Annotated in this window: 10 protein-coding genes; all 10 read right to left on the reverse strand. The window is 67.9% G+C overall.

From position 1 onward, the window contains the following. Positions 1-80 precede the first annotated feature (80 nt). A complete protein-coding gene (locus ACFJGT_RS19155; protein ID WP_377841080.1) occupies positions 81-1,079 on the reverse strand; it encodes an esterase-like activity of phytase family protein in 999 nt (332 codons plus the stop codon). Continuing rightward, the gene (gene cobT, locus ACFJGT_RS19160) at positions 1,079-2,971 is read right to left on the reverse strand and encodes a cobaltochelatase subunit CobT (RefSeq protein WP_377841083.1); all 1,893 of its coding nucleotides are present in this window, start codon (positions 2,969-2,971) and stop codon (positions 1,079-1,081) included. The genes ACFJGT_RS19155 and cobT overlap by 1 nt, the downstream gene beginning before the upstream one ends. Positions 2,972-2,999: 28 nt before the next feature. Continuing rightward, positions 3,000-3,350, reverse strand: a complete 351-nt coding sequence (locus ACFJGT_RS19165; protein ID WP_377841086.1) for a GFA family protein — start codon at positions 3,348-3,350, stop codon at positions 3,000-3,002. Between the two features lie 16 nt (positions 3,351-3,366). After that, on the reverse strand, positions 3,367-4,350 hold the full coding sequence (gene cobS / locus ACFJGT_RS19170) for a cobaltochelatase subunit CobS (RefSeq protein ID WP_377841089.1): 984 nt from the start codon (positions 4,348-4,350) through the stop codon (positions 3,367-3,369). 152 nt (positions 4,351-4,502) lie between these two features. Then, a complete protein-coding gene (locus ACFJGT_RS19175) occupies positions 4,503-5,663 on the reverse strand; it encodes a glycosyltransferase family protein (RefSeq protein WP_377841091.1) in 1,161 nt (386 codons plus the stop codon). Beyond that, positions 5,660-6,910 carry a glycosyltransferase family 4 protein gene (locus ACFJGT_RS19180; RefSeq protein WP_377841094.1) on the reverse strand — a complete coding sequence of 417 codons (1,251 nt, stop codon included), beginning with the start codon at positions 6,908-6,910 and terminating at the stop codon, positions 5,660-5,662. Before ACFJGT_RS19180 ends, ACFJGT_RS19175 begins: the two co-directional genes overlap by 4 nt. Continuing rightward, the gene (locus tag ACFJGT_RS19185; RefSeq protein ID WP_377841096.1) at positions 6,907-7,569 is read right to left on the reverse strand and encodes a class I SAM-dependent methyltransferase; all 663 of its coding nucleotides are present in this window, start codon (positions 7,567-7,569) and stop codon (positions 6,907-6,909) included. Before ACFJGT_RS19185 ends, ACFJGT_RS19180 begins: the two co-directional genes overlap by 4 nt. Before the next feature lie 76 nt (positions 7,570-7,645). After that, the gene (locus tag ACFJGT_RS19190) at positions 7,646-9,454 is read right to left on the reverse strand and encodes an adenylate/guanylate cyclase domain-containing protein (RefSeq protein ID WP_377841098.1); all 1,809 of its coding nucleotides are present in this window, start codon (positions 9,452-9,454) and stop codon (positions 7,646-7,648) included. Between the two features lie 16 nt (positions 9,455-9,470). Then, positions 9,471-9,920: a Crp/Fnr family transcriptional regulator gene (locus tag ACFJGT_RS19195; protein WP_377841102.1), complete on the reverse strand. Its 450-nt coding sequence runs from the start codon at positions 9,918-9,920 to the stop codon at positions 9,471-9,473. Next, positions 9,917-12,673 (reverse strand): ABC transporter transmembrane domain-containing protein, encoded by a 2,757-nt coding sequence (locus tag ACFJGT_RS19200; RefSeq protein WP_377841105.1) that lies wholly within the window; start codon positions 12,671-12,673, stop codon positions 9,917-9,919. Before ACFJGT_RS19200 ends, ACFJGT_RS19195 begins: the two co-directional genes overlap by 4 nt. Positions 12,674-12,758: the final 85 nt, after the last annotated feature.

The raw sequence follows: 12,758 nt of genomic DNA on the forward strand, positions 1-12,758 counted from the left end.
AGACCCGAGAATCTCCGGCAGGAAGAGGCTCTGGTGCCCGCTGGTCGCGAGATGCTCGGGTCAAGCCCGAGCATCGCCATCTATGGCAGCAGCTCGAATTCCAGCAGCAGGGTGCGCTGGAGGAACGAGAAATTGTCGTCCGAGATCAGGGTGAGGATCGTGCGCCCCTCCTCCAGATGGATCGACAGACCCTCCATGTTGTCGATCTCGAAGCCGAGATCGGCCTCGATCAGGCGCGGTCCATCGACCAGCGCGCCCGGCCGGATATCCCGCCCGGCGATTCGCCTCATCCGCATGCCGACACCGCGCAACGGCTGATACCAGCGCTCCAGCACCAGCATGTCGCCCGACGGCAGGAAGGCGAGGTCGGTGATATCGTAGCCGTCACGCCGGGCGAGCTTGAACAGGCCGGACTGAGGCCCGCCGAGAATGGCTCCCAGCGTCGGCTCATCCGCTTTGCCCGAGCGCTCCGCGATCGCGACCAGCGCGCCCTTCAAAGGCCCCGCAGGCATGACGCCGAGCGCTTCCAGCCCCCGGTTGCTCGGCAGGCGCTTGATCTCGGGCGGCACCGGCACGGGCCGCGCATGCGCCTCGACGCCATCGCGTGCCCAGTCGAAGCGGGCGATCTCGTGCTTGCGCTCGATTCCGACGAAGGCGACGCCATCATGGATGCAGAGGCTTTCAGTGTCGTAGAGCCCCGAGCGCACAAGCGGCCGGCCGGAGCCGCCGAGAATCGCCGCCATCTCGACCTCTTCGAGACCGACGAGCTTGCCGTTGCTTGAAGCGACCTTCGCGGTCAGCCAGTAACCGCGATCCGTCACCGCGACGAGGTCACGCCCGCCATTCAGGCGCGCGAGACCGGACAAGCCACCGAATCGCGGATGGCCCGAGGAGAGCACGAGCCCGCTGCGGAATTGCAGCGCGCCGAAGCGGCGCTGCTCCGGCCGGCGCGGCTCGAAAGCCGCGATCGGCCGGGCCGAGACCCCGACCGGGAAGCGGGTCTGCTCGATCGCTTGCGCGACGCCCGGCAACGCAAACGCGCCGAGCCCTGCCAGCGCGGCGCGGCGCGTCAGGCGCATCAATGCCCGCGGCGCTTGGAGCCGGAACCGCCCGGACCGTCCTCTTCGAACAGCTCGGCAAGCTTCTCGGTCATCACGCCGCCCAGCTCCTCGGCATCGACGATGGTGACGGCACGGCGATAATAGCGCGTCACATCGTGGCCGATGCCGATGGCGATGAGCTCGACCGGCGAACGCGTCTCGATCTCTGCGATGACATGGCGCAGATGCCGCTCGAGATAATTGCCGGCATTGACCGAGAGGGTGGAATCGTCGACCGGCGCGCCGTCCGAGATTACCATCAGGATCTTGCGCTGCTCGGAGCGGCCGAGCAGGCGCTTATGCGCCCAGTCCAGCGCCTCGCCGTCGATATTCTCCTTGAGCAGCCCCTCGCGCATCATCAGGCCGAGATTCTTGCGCGCACGCCGCCAGGGCGCATCCGCCGCCTTGTAGATGATGTGGCGGAGGTCGTTCAGGCGGCCGGGATTGGCCGGCTTGCCCGATTGCAGCCAGGCCTCGCGCGACAGCCCGCCCTTCCAGGCGCGCGTCGTGAACCCCAGCAATTCGACCTTGACGCCGCAGCGCTCCAGCGTCCGGGCCAGGATATCGGCGCAGGTCGCCGCGACCGTGATCGGCCGGCCGCGCATCGAGCCGGAATTGTCGATCAGCAGGGTGACGACCGTGTCGCGGAAATTCGTGTCCGATTCCTGCCGGAAGGAGAGCGGCTGGAACGGATCGAGGATGATGCGGGGCAGGCGCGCCGGATCGAGCGCCCCCTCCTCCAGGTCGAACTCCCAGGTCCGGTTCTGCTGCGCCATCAGGCGCCGCTGCAGACGGTTGGCGAGGCGCGCGACCACGCCCTGGAGATGGGCGAGCTGCTTGTCGAGATAGGCGCGCAGGCGCGTCAGCTCCTCGGCGTCGCAGAGTTCCTCGGCTGTGACGACCTCGTCGAATTTCTGGGTATAGGCCTTGTAGTCGGTCTGCGGCCGCTCGTTGCCGCGGCTCTCGCGCGGACGCGGCGCCTCGCCGGCCTCCTCGGATTCGGAGTTCTCGTCCTCCTCCTCCCAGTCACCCGCCGGCGCGTCGGTCGCCTCGGAGGCGCCCTCCTGCAGTTCCTCGGTCGCGTCCTCGCTGACCTCGACCTCGGAACGGTCGGCGCCGCTCTCCTGCTCGGATTCGCCGTCCTGCTGCTGCTGGTCCTCGGATGACTGGTCCTGGTTGTCCTCGTCCTCGTCCTGCTCGTCGCCCTGCGCCGTCTGCTCGGCCATGTCGAGCGCGGCCAGCATGTCGCGCACCGTGCGGGCGAAGCCGCGCTGGTCCTCGATCGTCTTGGTCAGCCGGTCGAGATCGCCGCCGGCCTTGGCCTCGATCTGCTCGCGCCAGAGTTCGACGACCTTCTCGGCCGCCTTGGGCGGCTTCAGGCCGGTCAGCCGCTCGCGCACCATCAGGGCAAGGGCGTCCTCCAGCGGCGCATCGGCCCGGTCGGTGATTTCCTCGTAGCGACCGCCACGATGATAGCGGTCCTCCAGCATCGCGGAGATGTTGCCGGCCATGCCGGACATCCGCCGCGCGCCGATCGATTCCACGCGCGCCTGCTCGACCGCGTCGAACACGGCCCGGGCCGCATCGCCTTCGGGGGCGGCGCGGCGGTGGATCGCGGCGTCATGGCAGGCAAGGCGCAGCGCCATCGAATCGGCATGGCCGCGCAGGATCGCGACATCGCCGGGGCTGAGCTTGCGCGGCGGCTCGGGCAGGCGCGCCCGCTCGCCGACGAGCGAGGGCTTGTCGGCCGCGAAGACGATTTCCATCTCCGGCTTGCGCGCGATCGCCTTCATGGCGCCGGAGATCGCCCGCTTCAGCGGCTCGGCCGGGGCCTCTTTCGGCGTTCCTGGCTTGCGGTTCGAGATGGACAAGACTGGGCCGTCCTCTGGCTTCGAAGGATTAGCGCGACCGCCCGTCATACTGCGTCGGCGACAATTCGGTCGGCTCGACGCCGGCAAGGCAGCGCACATTGACCGCGACCATCGGCGTGCCATCGGGCCCGTTCGCTTTGGCGAAGGACTCGATGCCGCAGGTCTCGCAGAAGAGATGCTGGATCTTCTGCGTGTGGAAGCGGTACTCGGTCAGCGCATCCTCGCCCTTGGTCAGGGTGAAGGCGCTGGCGGGCGAGAACGCGAGGATCGAGCCGCGGCGCTGGCAGTAGGAGCAGTTGCAGGTGAGCGTCTGACCGAGATCGGCTTCGACCTCGTAGGCGACCCGCCCGCAGTGGCAGCTTCCCTGATACTGCGCCATGGCTCGTGTCCTCTCGTTAGCTGAGCACCACGTTCGCGGCGCTTTCCGGCAGTTCCTTGCCGAAGGAGCGCTGGAAGAACTCGGCCACCAGCGTGCGCTCCATCTCGTCGCACTTGTTCAGGAAGGTCACGCGGAAGGCGAAGCCGATATCGCCGAAGATCGCCGCGTTCTCGGCCCAGGTGATGACCGTACGCGGGCTCATCACGGTCGAGAGGTCGCCGTTCATGAAGGCGTTGCGGGTGAGATCGGCGACGCGGACCATCTTGTTGATGACGTCCTTGCCGTCCGGCGTGCTCTGGTAGTGCTTCGACTTCGCCAGGACGATGGCGACCTCGTTGTCATGCGGCAGGTAGTTCAGCGTGGTCACGATCGACCAGCGGTCCATCTGGCCCTGATTGATCTGCTGGGTGCCGTGATAGAGGCCGGACGTGTCGCCGAGGCCGACCGTGTTGGCGGTGGCGAACAGGCGGAAGGCGCCATGCGGGCGGATGACGCGCTTCTGGTCGAGCAGCGTCAGCTTGCCCGACTGCTCGAGCACGCGCTGGATCACGAACATCACGTCCGGGCGGCCGGCATCGTACTCGTCGAAGACGAGCGCGATGTTGTTCTGCAGCGCCCAGGGCAGGATGCCGTCCTGGAACTCGGTGATCTGCTTGCCTTCCTTCAGCACGATCGCGTCCTTGCCGACGAGGTCGAGGCGCGAGACGTGGCTGTCGAGGTTGACGCGGACGCAGGGCCAGTTGAGGCGGGCGGCGACCTGCTCGATATGGGTCGACTTGCCCGTGCCGTGATAGCCCGAGATCATGACGCGGCGGTTATGCGCGAAGCCGGCGAGGATCGCGATCGTGGTGTCGCGGTCGAAGCGGTAGTCCGGGTCGAAATCCGGCACATGCGAATCGGCTGCGGAGAAGGCCGGCACCTCGAGATCGGAATCGATCCCGAAAGTCTCGCGCACCGACAGCTTGATGTCGGGCAGGCCGGGCGCAGTCGTCGTCGTCATCATCTTGTCTCCAGGCGCGGGGCCATGACCGGAATTCGCCGGTTAACCCAGAGCCGACCGAGAAGGGAGGCGGATCGTCCCTCATTAGAGCGAAAGACCGGAGGCGGCAATTCGCAAAGCTGCACCCCGGCCCTCGCAAAGGGCATGCCGGCTCACCGTTTGGCGCGGTCCGCGACCCCGGCGAGAAGCTCCCTGACGATCGCGGCCGAGCGTGCCGCACCGTCCAGGTCGATCCGCATATCGGATGGTTCGGAGCCGATCGCTTGCCCCACGGCGTCCGCCAGCGCCACGGCATCCCCCACGAAATCGCCCGACAGGCGGAAGCATCGCGCCAGCCCCGCCCGCTCCATCGCCTCGGCCCGGACCGTCTGCTCGGTCTCGTTGCCGGCATCGAACGGCACCACGATCGCCGGCCGCCGAGCCGCGACGAGATCGAGCACGGTGTTATAGCCGGCCTGGCTGATCGAAACGGCGCAACCGGCAAGCAGCGCCGGAAAGTCCGGCCGCGCCCGCTCGATCACGACCTTTTCGGGAGCGTCGGCCGCCAGCAGCTCCAGATCGGCCTCCGCCATGCCGCGCCCGGCGAGAAGCCGCCAGCGGCGCCCGGAGCGGTCGAGGCGCGCCGCCGCGACGGCACAGGCGAAGAGCGGCAGCGCAGCGGCCGAGCCGCCGCCGGAAACGATGATCTCGCCATTCTCCTGCGCGTCCTCAACAGGCCGATCGTCGGCGAGGTAGCCGGTATAGCGCAACTTTCCCGCCAGCCCCTCGCCCACCGGCCACGACCGGTCGAGCGGCAGGAAGCCGGCATCGCCATGGACCAGGACCGCATCGAACATCGCCGCGATCCGCTCTTCGGCCTCGGCGATCCGGTCAGGCCGCGGCGTCACCAGCACGTCGCGCACCGAGGAGAGCACCAGCGCCTCGGGCCGCGCCGCCTTCACTGCCGCGATCAGCGCGAGGAACTCCGCAGCCAGTTGCCGCCGCCCGAACGGGAAATGCTCGACGATCACGACATCGGGACGCAATCGCGTCGCCAGTTCTTCCAGCATGGCGATGCGGGCGCTCCTCCGCTCCGGAGCGATCGGCGCGCCAGCCTCATCGAGCAGCGTGCGGAAATCGGTGCCCTCGGTCCTGATCGGCGGCAACTGCACGAAGGCGAAGGGCTCGCCTTCCATGGCGCGCAGCGGCATGCCGCCGCTGGCCAGTGTCACCGCGAATCCACCCTGCACCAGCGCTCGCGCCAGATTGGCAGCCCGCACCAGATGGCCGCTGCCGAGCAGATGCGTCACCGCGATCAGGACGGAGGCGCTCATGGCCCCACGCCGGCCGAACGGTTCAGCATCGCCGCGACCCGGTCGAGCCCGGCTCCGGCCGAGAAGGCATCCGTCAGGCGCGCGTAAGCCGCATCTCCCAGCGCGGCGCGCTTCTCGGGCGCCCCGGCGAGTTCGCCGAGCGCACCCGCCAGAGCGGCAACATCGCCCGGCGGCACCAGCAGGCCCTCGACGCCATCGCGCACGAATTCCGGTATCCCCGCGAAATCGGTCGCGACGATCGGCAGGCCCTGGCTCGCCGCCTCCATCACCACATTGGGCAGGCCGTCGCGGTCGCCGTCGCCGGCCTCCTTCGAGGGCAGCACGAAGAGATCGGCTGCCCGCAGCGTGGCGATGACCTCGTCCTGCGCCTTCGGTCCAGCCCAGACGATCCGCTCATCGAGCCCAAGCGCTTTTGCCTGTGCTTGCAAGGCCTTCAGCCTCTCGCCGCCGCCGATATGGGTCAGGCGCCAGTTCAGCGTGCAAGGCAGCTTGGCCAGCGCTTCCAGCAGGTCGTCGAAGCCCTTCTTCGCCACGGCGCGCCCGATGGTGACGAAGCGCACAGGATCGGCAGGGTCGGTGCCATCCCGCGCCGAACGCGGCCCGGGCGCCGGAAAGCGCGCCAGATCGAGCCCGTGATAGAGCAGCGCGACCTTGTCGGGCCGGTCGGAGAGGCGTTCCAGCTCGCGATGCCCGTCGCGGGTGCAGGTGACCCCCCAGGCGGCGGAGGCGATCTTTTCGCGCTTCTCCCAGTCCTGCGTCGTCCAGATATCCTTGGCATGGGCCGAGAACGACCATGTCAGGCCGCCGAGCAAGGCGGCGTAGCGGATCACGGAGGCCGGCGTGTGCAGGTAGTGGACGTGCAGATGCCGGATATCCCGGGGCAACTCTCGCGCCATCACGCAGGCCTGCCCGAAGCGGCGCCAGCGGTTGCGCGTCCGGTCGCGGGCGAGATCGCGCAGGAAGACCGGCAGCAGCCGCAGCAGGCCCGGCCGCAGCAAGGCGGCGAGCATGCCGCGCGCCACGCGCGCCGGCTCGTCATGCAGATATTCCGGCAGATAGCGCACAGGCGCCGTGATCTGGTTGTGCATCAGATGCTTGGCCGCATCGGTGGGATGGCGCAGCGACCAGATCTCGAAGGGCAGGCCGCGCTGCTGCAGGCCCAGCAATTCCTGCGCGATGAAGGTCTCCGACAGGCGCGGATAGCCCTTCATCGCCACCGCGACGCGCGGTGTCTTGCCAGCCGTCATCGCCGCCCGATCAGCATGAAGCGCGTATAGTTCTTGGTCGGCCGGGCGCCCTCGAACCAGACCTCGGACAGCCCCGCCTGCTCCCTGAAGGCGTCGAGCGAGGGCACGCAGCTCCGGTGGTCGGGCTCGCGAAAATAGTCATTGGACTGCAGCACCAGCGGCAGGTCCTTCGGAAAGGTCGCGAGCCAGCCCGGCACATCGTCGAGATGCTCGCAGCTCGTGTTGATGACGAGCCCCGGCATCGGCGACTGCGCCGCGAAGTCCATCCCCATCATGTCGGCGGTCATCGCGCGAAAACGCCCTGCTTGACCATGGCGGTGGTTCAGAATCTCGGCGATGGGTGCGCAGGTCGGATCGATATCGAGGCTGACGACTTCGGAGATCGCGAGCCGGGCATCATCGAGCAGCAGCGCGCCGAGCAAGCCATACCAGGCGCCGAGCACCCAGACCGGCCCCTCGGGCTTCGGATATGTCTCGGCCAATGCCGCGACCAGCCATTGCTTCGAGGCGATCTGCTTGTGGTTGCAGGCAATCGAGAGATCGGGCGGCGCGCCCTTGCCGTAGAGCCGCGCGATATCGGCGACGACGCGGTTGCCCGAGAGCGCCGCCATGCCGCGCAGCAGGTCGTGAAAGGCCTCTTGGGGCGGTTCGGGCGTCATGGGTCGGTCGTCATCCGGGAAAGCCGGCGGACCATACGCATGCGCGCCCGCAAAAAACCAGCCGCCCGCGCGAGGATCAGCCCTTTTCGCCCGTCTCGCCTTGCTCCTGCACCACCTCTGCCGAAGCGGTCGCCTCGCCGCCGGCCACCACCGGCACCGGCACCGCCACGTCCTCGCGCTTGCGGCGGGCGATTTCCGGCGCGCTGGCGAAGCCATAGGCAGTCAACGGCTTCTCCCGCCCCTTGATCGCGATCTTCAGCGCGGTCGTGCCGGCATAGCTGCGCCCGCTCGCTCGGATCGTGTCTTCGGAGACGACGATATCGGCCAGCACGCGCCGCGTCGCCGATTCGAGCTGGCTCGCGACCATCACGGTCTCGCCGACCGTGATCTCGCGCCGGCCGAGATTGTCGTTCTCGACCGATCCGGTGATGGCATCGCCGGTATGGATGCCGATGCCGATCCTGAGCGGCAGCGGCAGCGCCGCGCCATATTCCCGGTTGAGCGCGTCGACCGCGCGCACGATGTCGCCGGCGGCCGCGATCGCCGCCTGCGCCCCGCGGGCCGGTGGGCCTTCGAGGCCGAACACCGCCATGAAGCCGTCGCCGTAGAAGGCGTCGATGCGGCCCTCATGCGCGGTGATCGCCTGCCCCATCTCGTCGAAGAAGCGGTTGAGCAGGCCGATCAGTTCGCGCGGCAATTGCCGCTCGGAGAGCGCGGAAAACGCCCTGAGATCGGCCACCACCACGGTCAGGCCGCGCTTGCCGGCGGCATCGTCGAGTTCGAAGGCGCGCGTCGCCCCGGCATTCAACCGCGAGGCCAGCAGGATCTGCACCTGCAGATCCTCGCGCGGCCGGATCTGGCAAGCCAGCCGGACGCCTTCGGGCGCCGAGATCCGGCGCAGCAGCTTGGCCTCGTTCGGGCCGGGCTTCGGCAGCTTGTCGTTGCCGTCCATCACCAGCACGCGGCAGGTGGCGCAGCGCGCCCGCCCGCCGCAGAGCGCCGCATGGGGAATGCCGAAGCGCCGGAACATCTCGAGCACGGTCGGCCCCGGCGCCACGCGGCGCGTGCCGTGGCCGACGAAGCGCACCGTGATCTGGCGGGTCGTCCGGACCCTGATCTCGCGGATGCCGATGAAGAGCAGGAACGAGGCGACGAGCCCGTAGAAGGCGCCTTTGCCCCACATCACGTCGCGGGCGAACATCGCGGCCTGCGCGTCGCTGACCAGTTCGGCCGGCATCGCCAACTGCTCGGCCTCCCGCGCGCCCACGGAGAAGCCGATGATGGCCAGGAGCGGGACCAGGATCGCCACCAGCAGGAAGGGATCGCGCCAGTGGCGATAGCTGTCGCGGGCGCGCAGCATGAAATGGATGCCGATGATGCCATGCGTCCAGACCAGCAGCAGCAGCAGCGACTGCGTCAGCGCCAGCCCCGGCCAGAGCCGGCGCAGCACGGAGCGGTAGCTCTCGTCGACGCCGAAATAGATGCCCATGATCCGCGTGCCGATGATGTGGTCGACCAGCAGGAGCGGGATGGCGAGGCCGAGCGCGATCTGCAGCATCTCGCGCAGCGGCATCTTGAAGGTGCGCCGTTGCACCACGCGCAGCAGCGCGAAGACCGGGTGGACGACCAGCGCGCCATAGAGCGCGACCGTTCCGAACCAGGAATGCCAGAAGCCGTAGCGCCAGTCCTGCACCTTCTCCATGGCGTTGACGCCGAAGATGCCGACGGCATGGTTCAGGAAATGGGTCGTGGCGAAGGTGAGCAGGATCAGCCCGGAGACGAACCGGATATCCCGGCTCCAGGACGAGACCTGGTCCATGCTCGCGCCCATGCCGCCACGAGACATCCCGGTGCGGTTCGTGCCTGCGGCTTGCGGGCGGTTCATGCGCTGTTCGACCTCTTCAAATGGTTTCGTGCTCGCGCAGCAGGACGGCGGCGAGCCGGTGCACCCGGTCGGCCAGATCGCGGCAGACAGCAAGGCTGAACTCCGGCACCGTCTGAAGCAGTTCGAAGAAAAGGTCCTTGGGAATCCGCAGGGCCAACACGCGCGACTTGGCACTGACGGTTATGATGAAAGGCTTGCCGCTGAGCAGCGAAACGTCGCCGGTTATGCTGCCGGTATCCTTCACGAATCGCCGCTCCTCGCCGCCCTCGCCGGGCTGCGATATCTCGACCTCGCCTTCCATGATGACGTAGACGCCCGCGAGCTTCTCCTGCGGGCTGATCAGGACGGCGCCGGGCTCGAATTGCAACCGCTCGCCCATCAGCGCGACGAGCTTGAGCCGCGATGCCGGCATGTCCTGAAACAGCGGCAGGCAGCGCAGGCAGCCGATATCGGTTTCCAGACTCATGACCGCGCCTCCATTCGCTCAGTGCTTTCGCGCCCGGTATTCTCGCGCCCGGCGCTTTCGAAGCGCGACGCCCGATCATTGGCCGCAGCGGGCGTACCCAGCCCCTCGACCGTCCCCGTCGCTCCGTGGAACACCACCCGCAGCGGGACCTCTCCCGCAAGACTAGCATCTCCGACCAGAAGAAACAGCGTCATGCCCGCGCAATAGCCGTGCAGCCGGGCGACGACCTCCTCGGGGTCGTCCGAAATCGCCAGCAGGGCGGAGATGTCGAGCACCGCGATCTGCGGCGCCTTGACCAGCGCCTGCACCAGCGGCACGGCCTGGCGCAGCCGGGCCGGCAGGAAGCGCCCGCGAATGCCGCTCTCGGTATCGAGCCCGAGTCGGTACAGGGCCTCGCCCAGCCCCGAGCGGGCGAGCGCCTGCAGCACGATCTCGCCGACCTTGCGCGCGGCATCGGGCACGCCGTAGCCGATGCGCCCGAACATCAGGTTGTCGCGCACGCTGGCACCGACCATCACCTTGTCGGGATCGTAGAAATCGACATCCTCGACCGCATCCGCCGGCAGATGCTTGCGGAAGCTCTCCCGCGCCCGGAGAATACGGCGTTCCAGCCGCGCATCGATCAGGTTCAGCCTGTGCTTGGGCTCGATATAGCCGAGCGCCAGCGCCACGAGATCGCGCTCCGTCTCCTGGTCGAGCGGGTTGCGCATGTCGTGCTTGGCGAGAAGGTCCGCCAGCTCGTTCAGGCGCTCGAACTCGAAATTGGCACCGAAGGAATAGCGCTCGAAAAGCGCATGCCCCTGCGGCAGGCCGGCGAAGATTTCGACGACGGTCGCGACGATCCGCCCGCCCATTTCGGCCAGGGGCTCGACCAGCGCCTCCGCCTTGAGGATCGACTGGGCATAGGGCTCGAACAGCAGGGTCGTGCTGTCGAAGCGCATGCTCGTCCGCGTGCCGAAGATCAGGTTCTCGATGATCGGCGCATTACGGTTGTAGCGGTCGAGCGCGAAGGGCTCGATCAGGTCGCTCTGCTTGATCCGCGCAAGCTCGGCCGCGACCACGCGGCGCGCCGTGATGATGCGCTCGATCGCCTGCTCGCTGACCGGCCGCATCACCTTGCCGCCGAGGCCGAGCTCGTAGACCTCCTGCGTGCAGCCGAAGACATCGAGCAACTCGTGGACCCGCGCCGCAAGCTCCGCCGCATCGGCCACCCCGACACCCTCGTAGTCCGTCCAGTCCGCCTCGAACGGAAAGGGCGAGTTGCCCGAGCGGATCGCCTCGACGAAGCGGCGGTGCTCCGGCGGCGAAACCCCTCCCTCGGCCTTGAGATCAGGCCGCCTGCGCCGGAGCGGCAGCAGGACGTTGTCGCGCATCGAGCCGGCGATGATCTCGGGCTCGGCGCCGGAATAGCCGATGAGATGGCTTGCCCGCTCCACCGACATGCCGGCCAGCGGCTCGCCGTCGATCAGGACGCGGCCGGTATAGCTCGTCGCCTGCCGGCCGAGGATGCGGCCGAGCACGTCCTTGCCGCCGCCTGGCGGGCCGATCACCGCGACCATGCCCGGCCGCGGCAGGCTGAATGACAATGGCGTCAGCAGCGGCTGGCCACGATTATCCAGCATCTGCACGGATTCGAGCCGGATCTCGCCCTTCTCCGGCAGGGCCGCGACGCCGTTCTCCTCCTCGAGGACGAGCGTCTCGTCGCTGTTGAACTGCTGGATCACCTGATCGTACTTGATCGTCACGTCGTTGCGCTGCTGGTCCCAGTCGATCAGTTCCTTGATCGGCGGCGGCAGGTCGCGATAGGCGGCGATCACCGCGACGAGCTGGCCGATATCGAGCCGCCCCTGCAGCGCGAAGAAGCCGCCGATCGCGTAGAAGAAGAACGGCGTGATCTGGGCCAGTAGGTTGTTCAGGAACTTGACCGCGAACTTGCGCTTGTAGAGCGCGTAGCGGATGTCGAAGAGCCGCCCGAGCCGCCCCGCGATGTCGGACTGGACATAGGCCGTCGCGCCATGGCCCTGGATCATCGGCCCGGCATCGACGATCTCGCCGATGCGGCCCGCCAGCTGGCGCGAGGCGATCTGGCGCTCGCGGCCGAGCCTGAGCTGCTCGCGCCGCAGGATCGGGATGATGATCGCCTGCACCAGCACGATCAGCAGCGCGATCGAGCCCAGCCAGAAGCTCTGCGCCATGATGAAGACGAGCGCCGTCAGCGCCTGGCTGAGCAGGAAGACCGGCTGGATGAAGGCATCGCCGACGAAGCCGCCGACCGGCTCGACCTCGTCCTTGATCATGCTGGCGATCTCGGCCGGCTTGACGGCGCGGATTTCCTCCGGCCGGAAGCGCATGAGCTGGCTGAACAGGTCGTAGCGCATGCGCCGGAGCATCCGCTCGCCGAGGATGCCCTTGCGGACGTTGATGACGTATTTGAAGGCGCCGTTGATCAGGACGAGCAGCAGGAAATAGGTGCTCAAGCCGATGAGCAGGCCATACTGGCCGACCTGGATGCCCTCCGAAATCTTGTAGCTGGCACCACCGAGCCAGGACGGCATGTGCAGGGTGAAATCCAAGAGCGTGGCGGTGGTCTTGCCGTTCTTGAAGGCGCCGCCCTGGATCGCGTCGTTGACGATGCGCTTGGGCACGTCGAACGAGGCCCAGTTGAACGGAATCGAGACAAGGATGATCAGCAGGACGACGATCTGCTCGGCCCGGCTCTTCTGCCAGATGTAACGGAAGAGATTGGACTCCAAGAGGCAACCCTGTACCGAAGCGCTCGCGGCGCAAGCTGGAACGGGTCCGGCGGGCCCGAAGCGACCATATGTGGTGAGGTTGCGG

Source organism: Allobosea sp. UC22_33 (assembly GCF_042700715.1).
Lineage (GTDB): Bacteria > Pseudomonadota > Alphaproteobacteria > Rhizobiales > Beijerinckiaceae > Allobosea.